The organism is Bacillus sp. TH22 (assembly GCF_016651015.1).
Lineage (GTDB): Bacteria > Bacillota > Bacilli > Bacillales > Bacillaceae_G > Bacillus_A > Bacillus_A mycoides.
In genome coordinates this window covers 1,318,782-1,343,481 of sequence record NZ_JAEKER010000001.1, presented here as the reverse complement: position 1 = coordinate 1,343,481, position 24,700 = coordinate 1,318,782, and the positions used below count along the sequence as shown (strand labels likewise).

The window sequence follows — 24,700 nt, the reverse complement described above, 5'->3', positions numbered from 1 at the left end:
TGAGTAATCATGGCAACATTAACTGAAGTTAAAAATGGAGTACGAATTGAAAAAGATTTTTTAGGTGAAAAAGAAGTACCAAATTATGCGTACTACGGTGTACAAACAATGCGTGCAGTGGAGAATTTCCCGATTACAGGATACAAAGTCCATGAAGGTTTAATTAAAGCGTTAGCAATTGTAAAAAAAGCGGCAGCACTTGCTAATGCAGATGTAGGAAGATTGGAATTGAAAAAGGGTGGTGCTATCGCAGAAGCATCACAAGAAATCCTTGAGGGGAAATGGCATGATCATTTCATCGTTGATCCAATTCAAGGTGGTGCAGGAACTTCAATGAATATGAACGCAAATGAAGTCATTGCCAATCGTGCCCTTGAATTATTAGGAATGGAAAAGGGAGACTATGATTATATTAGTCCAAACAGTCATGTAAATATGGCACAATCAACAAACGATGCATTCCCAACAGCGATTCATATTGCAACATTAAATGCATTAGAAGGCTTATTACAAACAATGGGTTATATGCATGATGTATTTGAATTAAAAGCAGAACAGTTCGATCATGTTATTAAAATGGGTCGTACACATTTACAAGATGCTGTGCCAATTCGTCTTGGACAAGAATTTAAAGCATACTCCCGCGTACTTGAACGTGACATGAAACGTATCAAGCAATCACGTCAACATTTATATGAAGTAAATATGGGAGCAACTGCAGTTGGTACAGGCTTAAATGCAGATCCAGAATATATTGAAGCAGTTGTAAAACATTTAGCTACAATTAGTGAACTACCACTTGTTGGTGCAGAAGATTTAGTAGATGCAACTCAAAATACGGATGCGTACACTGAAGTATCTGCAGCACTTAAAGTATGTATGATGAACATGTCTAAAATTGCGAACGACCTTCGTCTAATGGCATCAGGTCCACGCGTTGGATTAGCGGAAATTATGCTACCAGCTCGTCAACCAGGTTCATCTATTATGCCAGGGAAAGTAAACCCTGTTATGCCAGAAGTAATTAATCAAATTGCGTTCCAAGTAATTGGTAACGACCATACCATTTGCCTTGCTTCAGAAGCAGGACAATTAGAATTAAATGTTATGGAACCAGTACTTGTTTTCAACTTACTTCAATCTATTAGCATTATGAATAACGGTTTCCGTGCCTTTACAGATAATTGCTTAAAAGGAATTGAAGCGAATGAAGATCGCTTAAAAGAGTACGTTGAGAAGAGTGTAGGAATTATTACAGCCGTGAACCCTCATATCGGCTATGAAGCAGCAGCTCGCGTTGCGAAAGAAGCAATTGCGACAGGGCAATCCGTTCGAGAACTATGTGTGAAAAATGGTGTATTGTCACAAGAAGAATTAGAGTTAATTCTAGATCCATTCGAAATGACACACCCAGGGATTGCAGGAGCAACTCTTTTAAAGAAAAATTAAAAGAAGAGGGGGACAATCCCCTCTTTTTTGTTTACAATATAGAAATGCTATATATGAATAGAGGTAGGGATGTTATGAGTAAGTTTACAGTGGCTTCTAATGGTGCATTAGAAACAACATTAAGAGGAGCAGAAGTATTATCAACACCACTTTTAAATAAAGGGGTAGCTTTCACACAAGAGGAAAGAGAAGAGTTAGGTTTAAAAGGGTTACTACCGCCAGCGGTTTTAACGTTAGAAGAACAAGCACGCCGAGCATATGAACAATTTAGTTCTCAGCCGGATGATTTATTAAAGAATGTATACTTAACAGCGTTACATGATCGAAATGAAGTGTTATTTTATCGTATTTTAACAGAGCATTTACGTGAAATGTTACCGATTGTATATACACCAACTGTAGGTGTAGCAATTCAAAGATATAGTCATGAATACCGTAAACCACGTGGCATTTATTTATCAATTAACGATCCATCAGGTATTGAAGATGCATTTGCAAATATCGGTGCAACAGCTGAAAACATTGATTTAGTCGTTGTAACGGATGGAGAAGGTATATTAGGAATTGGTGATTGGGGTGTTGGTGGAATTAACATCGCAATTGGGAAATTGGCTGTATATACGGCCGCAGTTGGAATCGATCCTAGCCGTGTATTACCGGTAATTTTAGATGTAGGTACAAATCGTGAGGAATTATTAAACAATCCATTTTATATTGGAAATCGTCACCCTCGTATAACAGGTGAAGCTTACGATGAATTTATTGATACGTTTGTTCAAGCGGTAAATAAACAATTCCCGAAAGCACTTCTACATTGGGAAGACTTCAGTTCTCGAAATGCACGAAAAATTTTAGATAAATATCGTCATGACGTTTGTACGTTTAATGATGATATTCAAGGTACAGGGGCAGTTTCACTTGCTGCTGTATTATCGGCAGTAAAAGCTTCTGGTGTACCGTTAAGTGAACACCGCGTTGTTGTGTTTGGTGCTGGTACGGCTGGAATCGGTATCGCAGATCAAGTAAGAGATGCAATGGTTCGTGTCGGCTTATCAGACGAAGAATCACATAATCGTTTCTGGTGTATTGACCGTAATGGGTTGGTTACAGATAATATGGAAGATCTTCTTGATTTCCAAATTCCATATGCAAGAAAAGAAGCTGAAGTAAGTGATTGGAAACAAAATGATGCTATCGGACTTGCTGAAGTTGTGAAACATGTAAAACCGACAATTTTAATTGGTACATCTACTGTTGCAGGCGCATTTAAAGAGGAAATTATTAAAGAAATGGCTTCTCACGTAGAAAGACCAATCATTTTACCAATGTCGAATCCAACGCCACTTGCTGAAGCGAAACCAGCAGATTTAATCGAGTGGACAGAAGGAAAAGCATTAGTTGCAACAGGAAGTCCGTTTGAACCGGTTACATATAACGGTGTAACGTATGTGATTGGACAGTCAAATAACGCACTTATTTTCCCAGGACTAGGTCTTGGTACAATTGTTGTTCGTGCAAGCGTCATGACGGATGGAATGTTCGCAGCAGCAGCAGAAGCAGTTGCAAGTATGGTAGATACAAGTCAGCCAGGAGCGCCTATTTTGCCAGAAGTTGAAGAGTTACGTAATATCTCTGAACTGGTTGCGATTGAAGTAGCGAAAGTCGCAGTTGCAGAAGGTGTTGCTAGAGAGAACTTAAGTGATGACGATATTAAGATTGCAGTAAAAGAAGCAATATGGGAACCGGAGTATCGCCAAATAAAAGCGGTAGAAAAGGTTAGAATATAGAAATAAAGCCCGTTTATAATTATAAGCGGGCTTTCACTTTTACAATTGAAAAAAAGCATAGGAAGTGGCACCTTTGAATTGGAATCAATTATGGAAGAAAGATATGTATCTTTTAATTATATTAATGGTTGTTGTTCCGATTGCTGGAGAGCTGAATTTTCATCCTTTTAATGATATGTTTCGTGTTAGTTTCGGGACACCGCTTTTCTTCTTTTTATTACTATTTTTAAGAAGAGTGCCAGCAGCAGCTGCAGGTATTCTTGTAGGTATATCTGTAGTCTTATTTCGTGTATGTCTTGACTGGGTATTGCAAGGTTCATTCCATATGACAGAATCATTTTATTTGCGTTATCCTGTGTTCTTTTATTATTTTATTTATGGAAGTCTTTTTTCGCTTTGTAGGGTGAATAAGTTTCATCAGAAGCCAATTGTGATAGGATGTCTTGGAATTACAATTGAAATTATCGCAAGTATGTCTGAACTTGCGTTTTATCATATGTTAGTGCTGGGGACAACGATAACAGTTTCTGAAGTGAATAAACTAATTATTATTGCTATTTTTCGTAGTTTCTTTGCGCTTGGTTTTTTAAATATGATGAACTTGTATGAAACAAAATTAAAAGAATCACAAGTGCGAAAAGAAAATGAAAAAATGTTGCTGCATCTTTCTAACTTATATGTGGAATCTGTTCATTTGAAAAAAACGTTACAAAATGCGGAGTTAATTACACAAACAGCGTATCAATTATATCGGAATTTACAAGCGAACGGTGATTCGAGTAGTAAAACAGCATTGAAAATAGCGGGAGAAGTACATGAAATAAAAAAGGATAATCAAAGAATTTTTGCAGGATTATCTAAACTGTTATTAGATAAAAATGTGGCTGAGTATGTAGAAGGACATGAGCTTGCGGAAATGATTGTGAGAATAAATGAGAAGTACGCTGAAATGTTGGGAAAAGATATACGTTTTTCTAAACATATAGAAGGTGAGCATGCAGAATATCATGTGTATACGGTCTTATCAATTTTTAATAATTTAGTTGCAAATGCAGTTGAAGCAATTGCGAATAATGGCGTTATTATTATTAAGTTATATAAACTTGATAACCATATATTTTTTGAAGTAATTGATGATGGACCTGGTATTGCACAAAAATATAAGAAATTAGTATTTAAGCCTGGATTTACTTCAAAGTATGATCAAACGGGAACACCATCAACAGGAATTGGACTTTCTTACATAAACGAAATGGTAACAGAGCTCGGAGGAGAAGTGAGATTAGAAGACCGAGAAACTGGCGGAGGGTGTAAGTTTGTCGTTTGTTTACCTGAGTGCAGTTTAAAGCGGGAAGGAGAATGAAGTTGTTTTATTATATCGTAGATGATGATGAAGTTTTCCGCTCCATGCTTTCACAAATTATTGAAGATGGCGATCTTGGGGAAGTAATTGGAGAGTCGGAAGATGGAGCTTTTATTGAAGCGGATCAATTAAATTTTAAAAAAGTAGATATTTTATTTATTGATTTATTAATGCCAATGCGAGATGGGATTGAAACAGTTCGCCATATTGCATCCTCCTTTACAGGGAAAATCATTATGATTTCTCAAGTTGAATCGAAACAGCTTATTGGTGAGGCGTATACACTTGGTGTTGAATATTATATTACGAAACCATTAAATAAAATTGAGGTTGTATCTGTTGTACGTAAAGTAATGGAACGTATTCGTTTAGAGCGCTCTATACATGATATTCAAAAATCATTGAATAACGTTTTTAAGTGGGAACAGCCGCAAGTTCGAAATGAGCCAATGCAAGAAGGAAAAAGAATAGCAGATTCAGGGCGCTATTTATTATCAGAACTCGGTATTGCAGGAGAGAATGGAAGTAAAGATTTACTTAGTATGTTGGAATATTTATATGGACAAGAAAAAGAGCAAACGTTTGAATTTGGATTTCCTGCGCTAAAAGATATCTTTCACCATATAACTATAAGGAAATTAGAGAATATAGCTTCAGATGCAGATATAGATAAGGAGAGAAAAGCATCTGAACAAAGGGTACGTAGAGCGATTTATCAATCGTTAAATCACTTAGCTTCCCTTGGATTAACAGACTTTTCAAATCCGAAATTTGAAAGCTATGCTCCGAAATTTTTTGATTTCACTGTAGTTAGAAAACGAATGACAGAAATGACAAAGGATGAAGTAGCAACTTCTGGCCATATACGAATTAATACGAAGAAGTTTATTCAAGTGTTGTATTTTGAGGCAAAACGGTTGATGGAGATAGAGTGAAAAGAGATAAGTGTTTCAGATTGTAGACAAAGTCTTGTTCAAGTGACATTGAGTTTCTTGGTGCTTAACATGCTTTTGACTCTCTTTTTTAATTAGAGTTGGAATAGAAACAAAAAATAAATATAATATTGTTAATGCACCAACGGGGAGGAGGACAGGACATGAATAAAGAAGAAAAGGTCATAGTGGGTTTCAGGGACTTATACAATAAGATTGTTTGGCTTAATAAGGATAAGATGGAAGACAGTCTTAAGGGTTATAATTCTTCTGAAGTACATTGTATCGAATACATTGAAAAAAATGTAGATTCTAACGTGACAAAACTTGCGGAGGCCTTTTATATGACTCGCGGTGCCATAAGTAGAATAACTAAAAAACTTATAAAAAAAGGCCTTATCGAAAGTTATCAGAAGTCGGATAATAAGAAAGAAATCTATTTTAGGCTTACTGAACAAGGGAAAGTAATTTATAAAATACATGAGGATCTGCACAAAGAGTTTGAAGAACGGGATAAAGTTGTGTTTGATCAAGTAACCGAGGAAGAATTTGATAGTATACTTAGCTTCGTGGAAAAGTATAGTAGACATTTGGATACAGAAATAAAGAAACAAGGTGTACATATTAAGTCGTAATCTATTCAAAAAATAAAAATGAAACGGCAGGCAGTCCAAGGATGGACCGCCTTTTTTATTGTTGTAATTTTGTTGACAGGGAAACGAAATGGAGTTATTGTTTTGTTGACAAGGAAACAAAAATAACTGTTGGGGAGAGAATGTAAATGTCCAAATTCAGATCACATAATGAACATAATACGGAACGAGTCATAGATAAACACGCCTTACTATTCGGTCTCATCTCTGTGTTTCTTTGCGGAATAGGATTCAGTATTATAATACCTGTCGTTCCATTTTTAGTGCAGCCATATACAAGTAATTCGGCAGAACAAGCGGTCGTCGTTACGCTATTAACTTCTGTTTATGCAGTCTGCGTATTTTTTGCGGCTCCCGCACTTGGAGCTTTGAGTGATAAATATGGTCGTCGTCCATTACTTTTAGTATGCCTTTTCGGTTCCGCAATCGGGTACTTAGTTTTTGGCATAGGAGGAGCTCTATGGATACTATTTGCTGGGCGCATAATAGAAGGTATAACAGGAGGGAGCATAAGCACTATCTTCGCATATTTTGCAGATATTATTCCTCCAGAACAAAGAACGAAATACTTCGGATGGGTAAGTGCGGTTGTAGGAGTAGGTACTGTAATTGGACCAACTATAGGTGGATATCTTGCCAAGTTTGGTTATTCTGTACCTATGTATTTTGGAGCAATAATAACTTTATTAAATGTTGTTTATGGAATCTTATATATGCCTGAGAGCCTTGACAAAAATAATAGATTGAAAGAGATTACCTTTGTAAGATTGAATCCATTTACACAGCTTGCAAATATACTTTCCATGAAAAATTTAAAATGGCTACTTGTCTCAGCATTTTTACTTTGGATACCAAATGGATCTTTACAGGCAATTTTTTCACAATTTACAATGGATACTTTTAGTTGGAAGCCTGCGTTAATCGGACTTATGTTTTCAATTATGGGATTCCAAGATATCATTTCACAAAGTTTCATAATGCCAAAACTTTTGACAAAACTTACTGATAAACAGATAGCAATTCTCGGAATGGTTTCGGAGATTATAGGTTATAGTCTTATTGCAGCATCAGCTTTGTTCTCATTTTATCCGTTTCTTATCGCTGGAATGTTTATATTTGGTTTTGGTGATTCCATCTTTGGACCTTCATTCAATGGGATGCTCTCGAAGTCTGTCGATTCTAGTGAACAAGGAAGGATTCAAGGAGGTAGTCAATCTGTTCAAGCTTTAGCAAGAATGATTGGGCCAATCATTGGAGGGCAAATTTATGTTTCACTTGGGCATGCCGCACCTGCTTGTATGGGGATCATCCTTATAGTAGCCGCAATAACAGTCTTATATAAGGGCACGCATGAAAATATGTAAATTACGTACTTTATCCTCCTTTTATAGACAGTAAGCCCCTTGTATCAAAATTTTCACATCCATCTCAATGGTGTGTGTGAAAAACTTTTATTACTCTTCTTCATAAAATCATATCTTTTAAATTATTGATGCGATGGCCGGTAAAACTTTTACATGAATAATGTAGAAGATATTTAAATACTACGCTGGAAGCTTTCAGAATCGCCTGCATAATAGGCAGTTTTAACAAGTACTGAAACTCTATTTGCTTACAGTCTGAGGTGTTTATAAATAAGTATCTTTTTTGTTAAACCAACATTTTATATTTACTCGTGAAGCATGTAAAATGTTAAGTAAGAGAAAATGGTTTTACAGTAAGGAAGTGTCAAAAAATGAGTTTTACATTAAATAAATCGATTATTAAAGAAGTATGCGGAGAGACCTCATATAAAAGAGGTGAAGCTTATTATAAAGCAAATAAAGTAATAATAAATCATTATGATGAAAATAAAGAAATTTGCGAGGCAACGGTAAAAGGGAATGAAGATTTTCATGTTACAGTAGAAAAAGCTAAAAAAGGTGATGTTGTTGCGAAATGTAGTTGTCCTTCGTTAGCGTCTTTTCAAACATACTGTCAACATGTTGCGGCAGTATTGATACAAATAAATTATAATCAGCAAACCGGTGGAATGGTGCCTATTAGTAGCGGAAACATGAGCGGAAATGAACAATTAACAAGCGGGATGTTTCATTTATTTGCAGAAAAACCATTAAGACCAAAAAGTAAACAACACCGTTTTGATACACGTGAAATACTTCATGTTGAATTTATATGTACGCCAGTAGTTACGAAAAATGGTGGGGCACTGCTAGGTATTCAGTTTAAACTCGCCAAGATGTATTTTGTAAATCATATTAGAGAATTTCTTTCCAATGTGGAGAAAAGAGAGTCCTATAATTGCTCGAATGAATTTACATATACACCGGATGTACATAGCTTTAAGCGAGAAACGGATGCGATTATTCAGCAGCTCATTAAAATTTATCATAATGAAAAAATGTATGAGGATACACTGGAAGTACATGCAAAACAAGATGATAGTATGATTTTAATACCGCCAGCTTCATGGAAGGATATGCTATCTTTACTTTCTAAAGTTGAGTTTGTGGGACTTAATCAAGATGGAAAATCTTTTCACGGTTTACAAATTTCAAAAGGGCTACTTCCTTTACATTTTGAGTTTAATAAAGGGAGTAACGGTGGGTTTACACTTTATATTGACGGCTTACAACAAGTAGAAGTAATGGATACGTATAGTTATGCTCTATTTGGAGGGAAACTGTATCAGTTGAACGCTGAGGATTGTAAGCGGCTTATCGAATTACAAAAAATGATGAATCGTTCTAGTAGTAACCAATTGTATATTCCAGCAGATAAGATGGAGCACTTTGTAGCAAAAGTTGTACCAGGGTTAATGAAGCTTGGTACTGTGCGAATTGATGAAGTAATATCAGATCGTGTGGAAACGCCTTCGCTAAAAGCAAAATTGTATTTAGATCGAGTGAAAAATCGTTTGCTAGCAGGTCTCGAATTTCATTATGGAAACGTCGTGATTAATCCGTTAGAAGAGGATGGGCAGCCATCTGTTTTTAATCGTGATGAGAAAAAGGAAAAAGAGATTTTAGACATTATGAGTGAAAGTGCCTTCGCGAAAACGGAAGGCGGTTATTTTATGCATAATGAAGAAGCTGAGTATAACTTTTTATATCATGCTGTTCCAACGTTAAAAGGTTTAGTTGATATTTATGCGACGTTAGCAATCAAATTACGAATTCATAAGGGAGACACAGCTCCTCTTATAAGAGTTAGAAGGAAAGAGAGAATTGATTGGTTGTCATTCCGCTTTGATATAAAAGGTATTCCAGAGGCAGAAATTAAAGGGGTATTAGTCGCTCTTGAGGAGAAACGAAAATATTATCGTTTAGCAAGTGGTGCTCTACTATCACTTGAGAGTAAAGAGTTTAATGATATTAATCAGTTTATAAAAGAATCTAGTATTCGAAAAGAATTTTTAAAGGGCGAAGAAATAGATGTCCCTCTTATTCGTAGTGTGAAATGGATGAATTCACTGCAAGAAGGAAACGTATTAAGTTTAGATGAGTCTGTTCAAGAATTGGTAGAGAACATTCAAAACCCTAAAAAGCTTAAGTTTGCGGTGCCAATTGGCTTAGATGCGATAATGAGAGAGTATCAAACATACGGATTCCAGTGGATGAAAACACTTGCCTATTATCGTTTTGGCGGCATTTTAGCTGATGATATGGGACTGGGGAAAACGTTGCAAAGTATTGCTTTTATAGACTCTGTTTTGCCGGAAATTCGAGAGAAGAAACTGCCTATATTAGTTGTTTCTCCGTCGTCCCTCGTTTACAACTGGCTTAGCGAGTTAAAAAAATTCGCTCCACATATTAGAGCAGTTATTGCCGATGGAAATCAAGCAGAGCGCCGAAAAATTTTAAAAGATATAACGAAATTTGATGTAGTAATTACGTCATATCCTTTACTGAGAAGAGATATAAGGTTATATGCGCAGCCATTTCATACGCTATTTCTTGATGAAGCACAAGCATTTAAAAATCATACGACGCAAACTGCAAGAGCGGTAAAAACAGTGCAGGCGGAGTACCGTTTTGGATTAACAGGAACACCTGTAGAAAATTCATTAGAAGAGCTATGGTCTATCTTCCACGTTGTCTTCCCAGAATTATTACCGGGAAGAAAAGAGTTCGGTGATTTAAGACGAGAAGATATTGCGAAGCGGGTAAAACCATTCGTGTTAAGAAGGTTAAAGGGTGATGTATTACACGAACTCCCAGAAAAAATTGAGCACTTACAATCATCAGAACTTTTACCAGATCAAAAGAGGCTTTACGCAGCTTATTTAGCAAAGTTAAGAGAAGAAACGTTAAAACATTTGGATAAAGATACGTTACGTAAAAATAAAATTCGGGTTTTAGCTGGTTTAACGAGACTACGGCAAATTTGTTGTCATCCTGCTTTGTTTGTTGATGACTATAAAGGTAGTTCAGCTAAATTTGATCAGCTGCTAGAAATTTTGGAGGAATGCAGAAGTACAGGGAAGAGAATTCTTATCTTTTCCCAATTTACGAAGATGCTTTCGATAATCGGACGTGAATTAAATCGTCAAGCAGTTCCATACTTTTATTTAGACGGGAGTACACCAGCGCAAGAACGTGTAGAGCTATGCAATCGGTTTAACGAAGGAGAAGGGGATCTATTTCTTATTTCGTTAAAAGCTGGTGGCACAGGACTAAATTTAACAGGTGCAGATACAGTTATATTGTACGACTTGTGGTGGAATCCAGCTGTTGAACAACAAGCTGCGGATAGAGCGTATCGAATGGGACAAAAAAATACAGTGCAAGTGATTAAGTTAGTAGCACATGGAACAATTGAAGAAAAAATGCACGAGTTACAAGAGAGTAAGAAAAATTTAATCGCTGAAATTATCGAGCCGGGAGAAGAGAAGTTATCTTCTATTACGGAGGAAGAAATCCGCGATATTCTTATGATTTAATATAGAAAAAGCTATGCTTTCATAGAGATGAAAGCATAGCTTTTTTGTTGTAATAATTATATTTTGTTTTGTACAAAGTAAAGAGATAAAGTGAAACTTTAAATAGTGGGAGTTGTTCGTCTCCCACTATTTATTTTATTTCTTTGTACCTTTACTTTTGTATGGTTTTGCAGCTTTCTTTTTCGCACTTGATTGCCAACGGTTCCATCCTTTACTTCCTGTACCTTGTCCTACACCTTTTTTCGGTTTTGCTTTCGTTTTACTCATATGATCACTCCGTTATATAAAAAATCTGATTTGATAATAGCCAATGTTTTAGAAAAATACTATCGATAAATGACTATGCTTGCTTTAAATAAAAACAAACTGCTTGAGTGCTATAGTATATCATGAAATTGCGAGTAAACTGAAAGGAATTATAAAGAAAATGAAAATAATAAGAAATACTGCGGATTCTATATTTCGAACAATCACACTAGTTGTTGTATATATGTTAGTTTCAATTAGTGAAATGTTTTTTGGATTGAAGAGACAAAGGAAATAAAAATGTTATATTAAGAACAATCGGTAAAGGCATAAAATAAAGAATTGAAAAATTTTTTAAAACTTTTTGTTGACTTTATCGATTTTTTGTATAGAATAATCATTAATAAAATGTTTCAGAGATGTGACAATAAAACGACTATGAAAGGACGAGTAGTAGTAGGATGTAGTTTAAGCGAGTCAGGGGCGGTGTGAGCCTGATACGAAGCCTATTATGAAGAACCTCCTGGAGTCGCTAACCGAAATCCTTTATAGGAAAGTAGACTTAGCCGGGAACTTCGCCGTTACAAGAAGAACAGTATCGAGATTTTTTAATCTCCGTACTGTATAAGTGAGCAACCTCTGTTGCTAATTTGGGTGGTACCGCGGAACCAAAGTCTTTCGTCCCAGTTTTTTGGGAAAGAAGGGCTTTTTTTGTTGGCTTCTTTTCACAACATCCAAACATTTTAGGAGGAAACCACCATGTATCAATCATTAATGACAGTAAGAGAGACTCAAATCGCAATTAAGGAAGTTAAAACATTTTTCGAGGATCAATTAGCAAAACGTCTTGAACTATTCCGCGTATCTGCACCATTATTCGTAACGAAAAAATCAGGATTAAACGATCACTTAAACGGTGTAGAACGTCCAATTGAATTTGATATGTTACATTCAGGAGAAGAATTAGAAATTGTGCATTCACTAGCGAAGTGGAAAAGATTCGCATTACATGAATACGGATATGAAGCTGGTGAAGGTTTATATACAAACATGAACGCGATTCGTCGTGATGAAGAACTTGATGCAACGCATTCCATTTATGTTGACCAATGGGATTGGGAAAAAATCGTTCAAAAAGAATGGCGTACTATCGATTACTTACAAAAAACAGTACAAACAATTTATGGAATATTCAAAGAATTGGAAGATCACTTATTTGAAAAGTATCCGTTCCTTGGAAAGTATTTACCAGAAGAAATTGTTTTCATTACTTCTCAAGAACTGGAAGATAAATATCCAGAATTAACACCGAAAGATCGTGAACATGCAATTGCGAAAGAACACGGTGCAGTCTTTATTATTGGAATTGGTGATGCACTCTGTTCAGGTGAAAAGCACGATGGACGCGCGTCCGATTATGATGATTGGAAATTAAACGGTGACATTTTATTCTGGCACCCAGTACTACAAGCTTCGTTCGAATTATCATCAATGGGAATTCGTGTTGATAGTAAAGCACTTGATGAGCAATTAACGAAAACTGGTGAAGACTTCAAACGTGAATATGATTTCCATAAAGGTATTTTAGAAGACGTACTACCATTAACAATTGGTGGTGGTATCGGCCAATCAAGAATGTGTATGTACTTCTTACGTAAAGCACATATCGGTGAAGTTCAATCTTCTGTATGGCCTGATGATTTACGTGAAGCTTGCAAGAAAGAAAACATTCATTTGTTTTAATAGAAGTGAGAGAGAATAGCTCAAACATAGAGCTATTCTTTCTTTTTTATTTTGTAAACAAATAGTTTACAGTGAGTTTTACTAATGGTTTCTTTTTCGTCTCCTTTTATATTGGATTTGGTTTGCTAATTATAATTGCATTCATTGATTATGAAAAAATACAGGTGGTTGTATTAGGAGTTGCACTATTCATGATGGTATTTTACTCGGATGTGAAGAAAGTTATTTTGAATGAATATAGAGCGTTTTTTCATGGGAAAGAGCGATAAGATATAAAATGAGAAGAGTCAGTTATATTTCCTAGGAAAGGATAAAATGAATAATTAAATTATTTTATAATGATTTTGGGATGTTGATAATATGTTAAAGAACGATTTGGATAGAGTCTTGAAATCTATGTGTAAAATGAAAATACATTTTTAAAAGCTCAAACAAGCATAACCACGTTCTAAAGTTAGGACGTGGTTAAAAATATGGTTTAATTGATAATGAAATTCTGTTTGGCAAAGCCAATAACTTTTTATAAAAAATTACTTAATTATTTGTTACCGATTTCTTCCGCCAAACCGATTAGAATTCCTTCGGTTCCACGAATGTAGCAGAGTCGATACGAGTTCTCATACTGAACTACTTCTCCAACGAGCTGAGCACCATGCTTAGTAAGTCTGGATACCATTTCGTCAATGTCTTCAACGGTGAACATGACGCGCAGATAACCGAGGGCGTTTACAGGAGCTGTCCGGTGATCTGCTATAGTAGGTGGGGTGAGAAATCGCGAAAGTTCAATTCGGCTGTGACCATCTGGCGTAACCATCATAGCAATCTCTACGCACTGAGAACCGAGTCCAGTTACGCGACCAGCCCATTCACCTTCGACAGTAGCTCGCCCTTCGAGTTTTAATCCAATCTCCTTGAAGAAAGAGATTGCGTTATCAAGAGATTCTACAACGATGCTGACATTGTCCATTCTTAGTAATCTGTTGTTTGCCATAGTCTTTATCTCCTTATGTGTAAAAATTTATCCCGCTATTTGCGGGCAATAAGACTCCCACCTCAAAATTCGGCGAATGCGAGGAATTTAGGTGGGAGATAACTGCCCGATTGTTGAATATAATGACTTTCTTCCGTTTTTTAACAATTTTATTGTTCTTCAAACGACTTTATTTTAAACTAAATAACCTTTTTCTCACTTTCCACTATGCAAACAGCTTTCTATTTATATAGGAAGGAAATAGATTCATATAATTTGTTGTAAGTTTTACTGGTGGAAATTAAATCATTTGCACTAAAGGTTCAATTTTCGCCATAAATGATTGATGAAGTGCTTCAACACCCGTTACTAAATGAAGACGGTCAATAACGACAGATACTTTAATTTCTGATGTACTTACCATTTTAATATGAATATCTTCTTCTTTTAAAGTAGTGAACATATTCGCAGCAACTCCTGGGTTAGATACCATACCAGATCCTACAATTGATACTTTTGCTAAATGATTTTCATATTCTACAGATTCGTAGTGAAGTGCTTCTTGATTTTGTTCCAATACTTCTAATGTTTCTCTTAAATCATTAGAATGGATTGAGAAGGAGAGGTGAACAGTTCCTTCATTTGTAATACTTTGAATAATAATATCTACATTAATATGTGCTGCTGCTAATGTAGAGAAAACTGTTGAAAGTGCACCTTGTTCTAATCCTTTAATTGTGACGCGTGTAATATTATCCTCAAATGCAATACCTTTAACGATTGATTGTTGTTCCATGTTACATTCTCCCCTTACAATTGTTCCGTTTTCTTGTTCCATACTTGAGCGAACTTCTAAAATTACATTATGATTTTTAGCGAATTCAACAGCGCGTGGGTGTAATACGCCAGCACCGAGGTTGGCAAGCTCTAACATTTCGTCATAAGAAATTTCATCTAATTTATAAGCATCTTGTACAACTCGTGGATCAGTCGTATATACGCCGGTCACATCCGTATAAATATCACATTTTTTTGCTTTTAGTGCAGCAGCTAATGCGACAGCAGTTGTATCGGAGCCACCGCGGCCAAGTGTGGTAATTTCATTTTCTTCACTTATTCCTTGGAAACCAGCTACTATAACAATCGTGCCTTCAGTAAGGTGAGACTGAATACGAGTGGTGTTAATGTCAGTAATCCGTGCACTACTATGTACAGATTCTGTCGTAATACCAGCTTGCCATCCTGTTAATGAAATTGCGTTATAACCTTTTGTTTGTAGTGCTATTGTTAATAATGAAATAGTTACTTGTTCTCCTGTAGATAGGAGCATATCCATTTCACGTTTACTTGGATTTTCAGTAATAGCGTTAGCAAGTGCTACAAGTTTATCCGTACTTTTTCCCATTGCTGAAACGACAGAGACAATACTATGTCCTCGTTCATATTCTTCAATAATTAAATTTGCTACATGTTGAATGCGTTCGACGCTTCCGACAGAAGTACCGCCAAATTTTTGTACAATCGTTTCCATTACGAATTCCTTCTTTCGTCCATTTTTAAGAATAGGTTAGGACATATACAAATCCCAATATTCCTGTAGTTACCAGAGAGAAAAACAAAAAACACCATCTCAAATAAGTGAGGATGGTGCTGTTACAGGAAAAGGGAAACAGAAAACGGAGCTAATAAAAAAACCGCCAAAAAAGGAATATCATAAAAATGATATCTCTTTTTTGTAGATAGCTCTTCATACGTACACGTCTGTACATATGACAGTTCTGTTTCTATTCGAAAACAGCCCCAATTGATAAATGCAGAGAAATTTATCAATTTCGGCAACACTTCCTTTCCTCTAAAATCATAGACATCTCTGTGTCTCCTTTAGAATACTTATAAGCGTTGCAACCTCTATCTCACGTTTTAGGCGAGAGTGTATGATTTATGAAGTTGTTGGTAACATTTGTTTTATAATAATTTAAATTTTTCAGGGAATCAAGTGTTTTTTGTATTTTTTTGAAATTCTATCTTTTTATTAAATTAGTTTGTGAAAAATGTAGCAAAATCGATTCATTGCATGTACATTGAAAATATAGCGCATGGGAGGTGGAAGGATGGGGAAGAAAAAGCCTATTTATGTAGCAACAGAAATGAACACAACAATGGAGAAACTATGGGCATATACACAAGAGCCTGATATACATACAGAGTGGGATGCTCGTTTTACTGAGATTTCGTATTTAGAAAAAAAAGAGGGAGAACCACAGAAGTTTTTATATAAAACAAAGATCGGATTTGGACTTGAAATAGCCGGAGAAGGGGAATCGATAGGTGAAATAAGAAAAGAAACTGGAGAACGCATTTCCTCTTTAAAATTTTGGACAGACAATCAATTATCACTTATACAAATAGGGCGTGGTTATTGGAAGTATACACCGAATGAAGAACATATTCATTTTGAAACGCAATATGATTATGATACGAGATTTGGTCGTATAGGAAATGTGATAGATTTATATGTTTTTCGTCCACTATTAGGTTGGGCGACAGCATGGAGTTTTGATGCTTTAAAATTATGGTTAGAAAAGGGACTTCATCCTAAGTTGCTAATTAGAAGAACGATGACGTATTGGCTAGTTTGCTTTTTATTTGCTTTCGTATGGTTATATCAAGGGATTGTACCGAAATTGATGTTTACTCATTCAGAAGAAGTAAAGATGCTTTCTGCACTAATCGGATCGAATGAAAGTAGTATTTTTATACTTAAAATAGTTGGATTTTTAGAAATAATATGGGGTGTTATGTGGCTATTGCCACTTCAAAAGCGAAAACTATTTATATTGCATATTATATTGTTGATAGTTTTAACATTAGCGGCAGGATCGACGAATATCGCTAGTTTTACGCAACCGTTTAATCCGATTACATTAAATTTTCTTCTAATAGGGTTATCGATTGTCGGTTATATAAATAGCACTAATTTGCCAAGCGCAAAAAATTGCAAGAGGACGAGAAAGGGATAAGTATATGGTTAATATTTATGAAAGATTATTAGGGGATTCTTATAAAAGGCTTCATCCAAAATTGCAGGAACGATATGCGATAACAAAGGAAAATAGCTTTATTGGCAAAGGGGAAATGGATGAAATTTATGGAGGATCTTTTTTCGTTAAATTAATATTAAAAATTACATCGAAGTTTCGAATGTTTTTCTCTGAGCGAGGGCAAAAAGTTCCGTTTGTGATACATAATACCGCTGAGCGAGATGAACATGGAAATGAGTTTGTACGGTGGAATCGTACTTTTTATTTTCATAATAAGAAAAGATATTTTAACGCTGTTATGCAGTTGGATGAAGAGAATAATGAAATTGTAGATTATTTTGGTGAGCCACATTTACTCGTTTCTACATTGAATTTTTATATTGATGAAAAAGGCGGGATGCATATTTCTTCAAAGAAACAATGGTTTTTTATGTTTGGAAGAAAAATCCCGTTACCAAAATTTTTATATGGAGAGGCAAAAATTGTTGAAAGTTATGATGATGCACTGCAATGTTTTCGAATTCATGTACAAGTACGGAATCCGTTAATTGGTTCGTTATTTTCATATAAGGGAACATTTGTGGAAAGGGAATAAACGATATGAAAAATATACTATTTGGGCTTGCTTGCTATATTATTTTTCTAATATGTGAGTGGTCAAATGTAAACCCAGTTGAAGCAATTATTTTATTATCTATTTTGTTATTTATCCCGATGTCTTTTTGTATTATTGACAAGAAAAAAAGAAATGGATCGTATGTATTATTTTATAAATTTGTATCGTTTTTATATCCAATCGCAGCAATCAGTGCGATGCTAGCTTTCGTAACAAATCACTATTTCTTTGCGCTACTTTGGTTTGCATATACAGGAATCGTTGCGTTATTTGGTGTAAGTAGATTGTTAGAAAGAGGATGGAAACCGATAGAAGAGACGGCTATCGATAGTGCGTTTATTTATTTGTTTTTAGGTGGTTTTTGGTTTTTTGCTTCAGTAGCAAAGGTTTCAATTATGCACTTTAGTTCTGACATTGTTTTACTTACAGCGGCACACTTTCATTACTCGGCATTTCTATTGCCGTTATCAGCTGGTTTACTTGGAAGGAAAAGAGAGCGGGGAAGTAAGTTATATGACTCTATTATGTTTATCATCGTCATTTCTCCAATGACAGTTGCAGTAGGAATTACGTATTCGAGGGTGTTTGAATTTTTTGCAGTGTTCATATATTTATGTGCCATTTATGGATATGGGATTTACGTATGGAGAACGAAATTCAATGCTATAAGTGCAAAGATTCTCCTTACTCTTTCATCCAGTATACTTATGGTAACAATAATGTTTTCACTCATATATTCATACGGGAATTTCAAACAAGTAATGACGATTACAATTGCACAAATGGTCTGGATTCACGGTGTTGTAAATGGAATTGGAGTAGCGTTACCAGCTTTTCTTGGTTGGATGATTGAAAAGAGTACTCCGAATTATAAATATTACGGGAAAACAATGAGCAGGTTAAGAGGAAATGCGACAGTTGGTGAAGCATTTTTACATAATAGAAATTTAATAGATAGCAAGGAATACAAAGGTTTAGTTGATAAAATGAATGATTTTCATAGTGAGGCATTTGACGTGACGAAGATTCCTTTAAGTATTACTCGTTTCTATGAAAATACAAAAGAGTATGAGTTACAATCGCATATAAAATGGAATCGTTGGTTCCGCCCGCTTGCATTTTGCTATGAGAAAATGAGTAAGCGTGTAGGACAAATACATTTAGGAATGGGCGGTAAGTGGGAAACGATGCATGGCTCTATCATTGGGGTAATAGATGAGAAGGATGGAAGAGAGAATGTAAGGGCTTGGCTAAGAAAAAATGAAGCAGGAGAATCTATTTTTGTAGCTCTTTACTCAAAACATACCCATGAGGATGAGAAATACATGAATATCGGATTACCTTTACCATATTCGAATATGACGGGGATTTTGAAATTATGTAATAAGAATAAAGATTTAATCATTACTAGTAAGTTGAGAAGAAATGGTAAGGGAGATGAGGGGATTTATTTATATACTCGTTTCTTTACAATACGTTTACCATTAGCAGAGACATTTATCATTAAAGAGAGCGCGAACCAAATGTTAACAGCTCACCATAGAATGTGGATATTCGGAGTCAAGTTTTTAGAAATTGATTATGAGATTAAGAAAATAGAGGAGAAGTAAGAGAAGCTTGGAGAGATTCCAAGCTTTTTATGTATGGGTAATTGTCATAGCAACTTGTTTATCTAAGTCACGATCCCAAACACGTTGAATTTCGAAAGTGCTTTTTTCAAAAAATAATGGGAATCTTTCTTTAAACCACCCTTGCATGGGAAGCTGTAACGCAGAGTCAATTGGAACCCATACTAATTCTCCTTCTGGAGGGTGAGGGAGAAGGTTACCTTCAAATGAATTTGTCCAATAATTGAAAACCATATAGCGAACCTGTTCTTTTGGATTTACATATTCATCTAATCCCTTAAAAGTTAAATTTGAAACAAGTAATCCAGTTTCTTCTTTTACTTCTCGTTTAGCAGCTTGAACGATACTTTCTGGGAAATCTACTTTTCCGCCCGGAGCGATGTAACCAGGGAAGCCTAGATGATCGGGGCGTTGTATTAGTAATACTTCATTATTATGCTGAATCATACACATTGTATAAATACGGTGTTCTATATCTTTCCAATTCTTGCTCATACGAATATCTCCTTTTATAAAATCTTATAGTTTTTTACTATAGTTATTTATGACAAAAAATACAATAATAATACAAAATTATACAAAATGCAATTGACTATTACTAATTTTCAGAACTATAATTATTCTGTTACATAAAACATTGTACTTGAGAGGGGAATATATTCTATGAAAAATAGAATAATCGCAGCAGGAGTAATTGCAGCTAGTATATTATCTTATTCATCTAGTAGTTTTGCACAAACAAAAACGTTTCCAGATGTCCCAGCTAAACATTGGGCAGAAGATTCTATTTACTATTTAGTAGAGAAAGGTGCAGTTAAAGGTAATGATAAAGGAATGTTCGAGCCTGAAAAAGAAATCACTCGTGCAGAAGCAGCTACAATGATGGCTAAAATCTTAAACTTACCAATCGATTCAGGTGCTAAACCATCTTACGCTGATGCTCAAAAACACTGGGCTACTCCAATCATCGCAGCTGTAGAAAAAGCTGGCGTTGTTAAAGGTAAAGATAACGGCACATTCGATCCAGACGGAAAAATCGACCGCGTTTCAATGGCATCTCTACTTGTAGAAGCTTACAAATTAGATTCTAAAGTAAACGGTACTCCAGTAACTAAATTCAGTGATTTAGAAAAAAGCTGGGGGAAAGCAAAAGCTAACATCCTAGTTGAATTAGGGATTTCTGTTGGTACTGGTAACAAATGGGAGCCTGAAAAAACTCTAACTAAAGCAGAAGCAGCTCAATTTATTACAAAGGCTGACTCAATTCAAGTTGGAAATCCATTAGTGGAAAAGGTAGTTATTATTGATCCTGGTCATGGAGGATTTGATCCAGGGAATCCAGGGCAAGGTGTAGAGGAAAGTGAAATTGTATTTGATATATCTTTAAGATTACAGCAATTGTTAGAAAAAAATACACCTTTAAAAGCTTTGTTAACACGTGAAGAGAACGGGAATCCAGGAAGTAACAAGAATGAGTCTCTTGTGAATCGAGTGAAATTTGGTCAAGAGAACAATGCAGATATATTTGTAAGCATTCATGCAAACTCTTCTCAAAATCATGATGGTTATGGAACGGAAACATATTATTATAAAAAATCCAAGCGTGGAGAAGAGACACAGATTGAAAAGGATAGCGAAGTATTAGCGAAAAAATTCAAAAGCGAGTAGTAGAGGCACTACATACAAGAGATAGAGATATAAAAGATGATCATTCATTTTATGTAGTAAATAAAAATACAGTACCAGCAGTTTTAACAGAGATTGCCTTTATTGATAATAATATAGATAATGGCAAATTAGCTACTGAATCAGGAAGACAAATTGCTGCAGAGGCAGTTTATGCTGGGATTTTAGATTATTATGAGTGGAAAGGTTTCGATGTTTCAAAATATCGTTTAGCTAAATAAAAAATATTAATTGTTAAGTCCATCATCTATATAGAGATGATGGACTTTTTATATGAGTTTATATAATTTTGTATCAAAATAAAAAGATATATCGTATTATGCTGATTATAAATAAAATAATGGTAGATTAGTTTATTTGTATCACGTATACTTTTAGTGTTGACTAATTAAGAGTTTGTTAGTTTGATAGGGAAAATTTTATTATAAAGGGAGGCAAGTTAACACGGGACAAGCATATACATAACGTGTTAAAAAATATGAAAAAAATTATTTCTAATGTGTTAGCAGTGACAGTCGCACTTCAAGTAGTGATGGCTCCGGCAACTTCATTTGCAGCTGAAAAAGATTTTCCAGACGTTCCAAAAGGTCATTGGTCGTATAAAGCAATTACTAATTTAACGTCAAAAGAAATTATTGCAGGATATGATAATGGTAAGTTTGGATTCGGGGATGTTGTAACTCGTGAGCAAGTAGCCGCATTAATGTATCGCGCGTTAAAGGCAGAAGTGAAAAGCGAATATAAAAATCCATACTCTGATATTAACGAAGGGACAACAATGTTCCAAAAAGAAATTTTAGCTTTAACAGATATGGGGATTTTCGTAGGTGATGGTAAAGGAACATTTAGACCGAAAGAATCTTTAACTCGTGCTGAAATGGCTGTAATTTTACAGAAAGCCTTTAAACTAAAAGTAAAAGCTAATCATACATTTAATGATGTTCCGAAAGATCATTGGGCAAATGAAGCGATTAGTGCATTAGAGTCTAACGGTGTTGCTGCAGGTAATGGAGCAGGTGCATTTAATCCAACAGGTGTTTTAACACGTGAAGAATATGCACAATTTTTATATAACGCCATGGCATCATATATCGATTTAGATGTAACATTACCTTCTAATGTAACAGCTCAAGAGATTGATAATTATATTAAAAGATATCATCCCGATAGTCCGCTTGTTGGAGTTGGACAAGACTTTATTAAAGCGCAAAACGAGTATGGCGTGAACTCTTTATATTTAGCAGCACATGCAATCTTAGAATCTGGATACGGGAAATCAGAAATTGCATATCGTAAACATAATTTATTTGGACTACGAGCGTATGATTGGGATCCATTCGCACATGCAAAATATTTACCATCTTATGGATTAAGTATTTCATACAATGCTGATTATGTGAGAAAGAATTACTTAGAACAAGGTGCTAAGTATTTCAAAGGTTACACATTACCTGCGATGAATGTAATGTATTCAACTGATAAAGAATGGGCTGGCAAAATCGCTAATATTATGGAACGTATTAAGCCTTTCAATAACAAAGATTATCAAAATATAAACCGATTGCCGAAAAACCCTAATACATTAAATGTAGAGGCATTAGGCGAAACAATTCCATATAAAGATTATGCAAAAGATGCGAAAGCTACTGTTCAAACTGTAGGATCTTACTATCAAGTTCCATTCCCGTTTAACAATCCAATTAAGAGTGTACCAAACGTTACACAAAATGAAGTTGGAAAATTAGAAAATGGTACAAAAGTAAATGTATATCGCGAAGATCCAAATGGCTGGGTAGAATTCTCACTTGAAAATGCTCCAGAAAAATATTGGACATTGAAGAAGAACTTAAAATTATAAAGTGGAAAGGTGTTTTCATATATGAAAACACCTTTTTTATTTATATTCAACATGTAATATTTGTAGATTCATTATGATATTCTTTTTTATATTTTTACCAATAATCTAACAGTTTCATATATAATTAAAGGCATTAAAGATTGAATTTTCTGTATTTATTCTTGGGTATTAACTTAATTTGAAAAGAGGAGAGAGATGTGCAAGGAGAAATACCAACAGAGAAAAATTCAGGTTATGTCGGTAAATTGTTATTGCCAGTTAAAATGTCACCACACTTTAAGTTTTTATGGATTGGACAATTACTTTCGACTTTAGGTAGTTCGATAACGATGGTTATTCTGCCAGTCGTTGTGTATTCATTAACTGGTTCAACAGTTGTAATGGGAATGACTATGGGAATGTACATGCTTCCTAATATTCTAGCGTTACCGTTTGCTGGATTAGTCGTGGATCGTATTGACCGGGTGAAATTGATGTTATTTACAGATATAATCCGCTGCATATTAATGCACTTATTTGCAACACTTATATTTATGGACGTTTTAACAATTCCACTTCTATATGTACTCGTAGCGTTATATAGACTTATGGAAGGGATATTTCAGCCGGCATATTCAGCTGTAAGAGCGAAAGTATTTGTACCGGAAATTCGAAATGCAGCTAACGCATTAACGCAAATGAGTAATCAGGGTATACGATTAATTGGACCGGCTCTTGGAGGGTTGATAGTATCAGTTACATCTGCAGGGATAGGCTTCGGACTAGATGCAGCAACGTATTTATTATCATTTTTATGTTTATTATTTTTAAAAGAAATTAAGTTTAAAAAAATAAAATCCATTGAAAAAAGTAAGATCGATTACAAACAAGAGTTTATGGAAGGTATTTTAGTTTTAAAAAGTCATCCGTGGTTGTGGATTACCATTCTAGTCTTTTCTTTCGTTAATATTTGTTATGCAGGCGTTATCGTTGTATTAATTCCATGGTTGTTTAATGTTCATCATCATTTTGAAGCTTACGTGTATGGCTTAGGTATGGCTGCTTCTGGTGCTGGAGCTGTAATTGCAGCACTAATTTTTGGTGGGAGGCAGCAGTGGCAAAAGAGAGGATTACTTGCGTATGGTGGTGTTTTAATAAGTGGAATGGCGCTATTAATTATGCCTTTCGTTTCTTGGGCACCTGCCTTAATTGGATTAATGGCAATTGAAGGATTCGGTATTATGATATTTGGGCTCATTTGGGAAACAAGTGTACAAGAGCTTGTACCAGAAGAAGCATTTGGGAGAGTGGCAAGTCTTGATATGTTAGGTTCATTTGCTTTATTGCCATTAGGGTATGTGGTTGTAGGCTGGTTAGCTACTGTAATAGGTGGAAAGATAACAATCATAATGCTAGCTATTTTAGTAATCATAACAATTGGAATGGCATTGTCTGTACCAAGTATTCGGCGGTTCGATTGATTATGTAGGCTAAAAGGGGGATATGGTATATGAATATAGAAAACCTACATGATTTACTAGTACATGAGTTGGGATGTAAATACGTTTTGGGAGAAAAGGTATTTGAAGCAAAGAATTTTACGGTGTATATTGCTACTCCTATAGAAAATAAAATGACATATAATCGATTCATCTTAATTAAGCATTTGTCTAATGAAGAGCCTTCCGTACATGTTTGGGACAAAAAAATCTGTGTAGACGCTACAAAAATACATATTGCAAAAGAAGTGACAGAAGCAATTCAATCTGGTTTTGTAAATGAAAAGTAAGCCCTAATCAAATTAGGA

At 35.1% G+C, this 24,700-nt stretch carries 18 protein-coding genes, 1 pseudogene, 1 riboswitch and 1 other annotated feature; of the genes and pseudogenes, 15 read left to right on the top strand and 4 right to left on the bottom strand.

What is annotated here, in order from left to right:
• The first annotated feature begins 9 nt into the window (after positions 1 to 9).
• The 7 genes from aspA (at position 10) to JFU18_RS06645 (ending at position 11,126) form a co-directional block, all read left to right on the top strand.
• Complete coding sequence (aspA, locus tag JFU18_RS06675) at positions 10 to 1,449, top strand: aspartate ammonia-lyase (protein WP_002012229.1); 1,440 nt, start codon at positions 10 to 12, stop codon at positions 1,447 to 1,449.
• Positions 1,450 to 1,523: 74 nt separating this feature from the next.
• The gene (gene malS / locus JFU18_RS06670; protein WP_002012227.1) at positions 1,524 to 3,236 is read left to right on the top strand and encodes an oxaloacetate-decarboxylating malate dehydrogenase; all 1,713 of its coding nucleotides are present in this window, start codon (positions 1,524 to 1,526) and stop codon (positions 3,234 to 3,236) included.
• Between the two features lie 64 nt (positions 3,237 to 3,300).
• Positions 3,301 to 4,599, top strand: a complete 1,299-nt coding sequence (locus JFU18_RS06665; protein ID WP_187770546.1) for an ATP-binding protein — start codon at positions 3,301 to 3,303, stop codon at positions 4,597 to 4,599.
• Between the two features lie 2 nt (positions 4,600 to 4,601).
• Positions 4,602 to 5,534, top strand: coding sequence for a response regulator (locus tag JFU18_RS06660; protein WP_002135525.1), 933 nt, complete (start codon positions 4,602 to 4,604; stop codon positions 5,532 to 5,534).
• 161 nt (positions 5,535 to 5,695) lie between these two features.
• Positions 5,696 to 6,166 carry a MarR family transcriptional regulator gene (locus tag JFU18_RS06655; protein ID WP_137057905.1) on the top strand — a complete coding sequence of 157 codons (471 nt, stop codon included), beginning with the start codon at positions 5,696 to 5,698 and terminating at the stop codon, positions 6,164 to 6,166.
• A gap of 146 nt (positions 6,167 to 6,312) precedes the next feature.
• On the top strand, positions 6,313 to 7,548 hold the full coding sequence (locus JFU18_RS06650; protein ID WP_033730545.1) for an MFS transporter: 1,236 nt from the start codon (positions 6,313 to 6,315) through the stop codon (positions 7,546 to 7,548).
• A 371-nt stretch (positions 7,549 to 7,919) separates the two neighbouring features.
• Positions 7,920 to 11,126, top strand: coding sequence for a DEAD/DEAH box helicase (locus tag JFU18_RS06645; RefSeq protein ID WP_201033609.1), 3,207 nt, complete (start codon positions 7,920 to 7,922; stop codon positions 11,124 to 11,126).
• Between the two features lie 135 nt (positions 11,127 to 11,261).
• Here JFU18_RS06645 and JFU18_RS06640 read toward each other — a convergent pair whose 3' ends face one another.
• Positions 11,262 to 11,393, bottom strand: a complete 132-nt coding sequence (locus tag JFU18_RS06640) for a DUF3934 family protein (protein ID WP_000047589.1) — start codon at positions 11,391 to 11,393, stop codon at positions 11,262 to 11,264.
• Between the two features lie 408 nt (positions 11,394 to 11,801).
• Positions 11,802 to 12,061 (top strand) — a binding site (T-box leader).
• Between the two features lie 70 nt (positions 12,062 to 12,131).
• Between JFU18_RS06640 and asnA the strand changes: the two genes are divergently transcribed.
• Entirely contained in the window at positions 12,132 to 13,115 is a 984-nt protein-coding gene (gene asnA / locus JFU18_RS06635; protein ID WP_201033610.1) for an aspartate--ammonia ligase, read from the top strand.
• Positions 13,116 to 13,653: 538 nt separating this feature from the next.
• Here asnA and JFU18_RS06630 read toward each other — a convergent pair.
• Together JFU18_RS06630 and JFU18_RS06625 are read right to left on the bottom strand one after the other, a co-directional pair.
• Positions 13,654 to 14,106, bottom strand: a complete 453-nt coding sequence (locus JFU18_RS06630; RefSeq protein ID WP_002165992.1) for a VOC family protein — start codon at positions 14,104 to 14,106, stop codon at positions 13,654 to 13,656.
• 280 nt (positions 14,107 to 14,386) lie between these two features.
• Positions 14,387 to 15,616, bottom strand: coding sequence for an aspartate kinase (locus JFU18_RS06625; RefSeq protein WP_061688939.1), 1,230 nt, complete (start codon positions 15,614 to 15,616; stop codon positions 14,387 to 14,389).
• Positions 15,617 to 15,817: 201 nt separating this feature from the next.
• Positions 15,818 to 16,004: riboswitch (Lysine riboswitch) on the bottom strand.
• Between the two features lie 192 nt (positions 16,005 to 16,196).
• Between JFU18_RS06625 and JFU18_RS06620 the strand changes: the two genes are divergently transcribed.
• Genes JFU18_RS06620 through JFU18_RS06610 form a run of 3 tightly spaced genes read left to right on the top strand, consistent with a single transcriptional unit; the run spans position 16,197 to position 19,352 of the window.
• Positions 16,197 to 17,105, top strand: coding sequence for a DoxX-like family protein (locus tag JFU18_RS06620; RefSeq protein WP_002126739.1), 909 nt, complete (start codon positions 16,197 to 16,199; stop codon positions 17,103 to 17,105).
• A 4-nt stretch (positions 17,106 to 17,109) separates the two neighbouring features.
• Positions 17,110 to 17,721 (top strand): DUF4166 domain-containing protein, encoded by a 612-nt coding sequence (locus JFU18_RS06615; RefSeq protein WP_113708692.1) that lies wholly within the window; start codon positions 17,110 to 17,112, stop codon positions 17,719 to 17,721.
• A 5-nt stretch (positions 17,722 to 17,726) separates the two neighbouring features.
• A complete protein-coding gene (locus JFU18_RS06610; RefSeq protein WP_201050289.1) occupies positions 17,727 to 19,352 on the top strand; it encodes a YndJ family protein in 1,626 nt (541 codons plus the stop codon).
• A gap of 27 nt (positions 19,353 to 19,379) precedes the next feature.
• Here JFU18_RS06610 and JFU18_RS06605 read toward each other — a convergent pair whose 3' ends face one another.
• On the bottom strand, positions 19,380 to 19,865 hold the full coding sequence (locus tag JFU18_RS06605) for an 8-oxo-dGTP diphosphatase (protein WP_201032928.1): 486 nt from the start codon (positions 19,863 to 19,865) through the stop codon (positions 19,380 to 19,382).
• 168 nt (positions 19,866 to 20,033) lie between these two features.
• Here JFU18_RS06605 and JFU18_RS30315 point away from each other — a divergent pair.
• The 4 genes and pseudogenes from JFU18_RS30315 (at position 20,034) to JFU18_RS06585 (ending at position 24,682) form a co-directional block, all read left to right on the top strand.
• Positions 20,034 to 21,277, top strand: a pseudogene (locus tag JFU18_RS30315) (N-acetylmuramoyl-L-alanine amidase).
• 257 nt (positions 21,278 to 21,534) lie between these two features.
• Entirely contained in the window at positions 21,535 to 22,914 is a 1,380-nt protein-coding gene (locus tag JFU18_RS06595) for an S-layer homology domain-containing protein (RefSeq protein WP_201032930.1), read from the top strand.
• A 197-nt stretch (positions 22,915 to 23,111) separates the two neighbouring features.
• Positions 23,112 to 24,374, top strand: a complete 1,263-nt coding sequence (locus JFU18_RS06590; protein ID WP_201033611.1) for an MFS transporter — start codon at positions 23,112 to 23,114, stop codon at positions 24,372 to 24,374.
• A gap of 29 nt (positions 24,375 to 24,403) precedes the next feature.
• Positions 24,404 to 24,682: a hypothetical protein gene (locus tag JFU18_RS06585; protein ID WP_098776980.1), complete on the top strand. Its 279-nt coding sequence runs from the start codon at positions 24,404 to 24,406 to the stop codon at positions 24,680 to 24,682.
• Positions 24,683 to 24,700 lie beyond the last annotated feature (18 nt).

Bases quoted from the DNA above. Each gene is read 5' to 3' on its own strand.
- JFU18_RS06625 (WP_061688939.1), bottom strand. From the start codon at position 15,616: ATGGAAACGATTGTACAAAAATTTGGCGGTACTTCTGTCGGAAGCGTC.
- JFU18_RS06655 (WP_137057905.1), top strand. From the start codon at position 5,696: ATGAATAAAGAAGAAAAGGTCATAGTGGGTTTCAGGGACTTATACAAT.
- aspA (WP_002012229.1), top strand. From the start codon at position 10: ATGGCAACATTAACTGAAGTTAAAAATGGAGTACGAATTGAAAAAGAT.
- JFU18_RS06640 (WP_000047589.1), bottom strand. From the start codon at position 11,393: ATGAGTAAAACGAAAGCAAAACCGAAAAAAGGTGTAGGACAAGGTACA.
- JFU18_RS06645 (WP_201033609.1), top strand. From the start codon at position 7,920: ATGAGTTTTACATTAAATAAATCGATTATTAAAGAAGTATGCGGAGAG.
- JFU18_RS06585 (WP_098776980.1), top strand. From the start codon at position 24,404: ATGAATATAGAAAACCTACATGATTTACTAGTACATGAGTTGGGATGT.
- malS (WP_002012227.1), top strand. From the start codon at position 1,524: ATGAGTAAGTTTACAGTGGCTTCTAATGGTGCATTAGAAACAACATTA.
- JFU18_RS06630 (WP_002165992.1), bottom strand. From the start codon at position 14,106: ATGGCAAACAACAGATTACTAAGAATGGACAATGTCAGCATCGTTGTA.
- asnA (WP_201033610.1), top strand. From the start codon at position 12,132: ATGTATCAATCATTAATGACAGTAAGAGAGACTCAAATCGCAATTAAG.
- JFU18_RS06605 (WP_201032928.1), bottom strand. From the start codon at position 19,865: ATGAGCAAGAATTGGAAAGATATAGAACACCGTATTTATACAATGTGT.
- JFU18_RS06650 (WP_033730545.1), top strand. From the start codon at position 6,313: ATGTCCAAATTCAGATCACATAATGAACATAATACGGAACGAGTCATA.
- JFU18_RS06615 (WP_113708692.1), top strand. From the start codon at position 17,110: ATGGTTAATATTTATGAAAGATTATTAGGGGATTCTTATAAAAGGCTT.
- JFU18_RS06610 (WP_201050289.1), top strand. From the start codon at position 17,727: ATGAAAAATATACTATTTGGGCTTGCTTGCTATATTATTTTTCTAATA.
- JFU18_RS06595 (WP_201032930.1), top strand. From the start codon at position 21,535: ATGAAAAAAATTATTTCTAATGTGTTAGCAGTGACAGTCGCACTTCAA.
- JFU18_RS06620 (WP_002126739.1), top strand. From the start codon at position 16,197: ATGGGGAAGAAAAAGCCTATTTATGTAGCAACAGAAATGAACACAACA.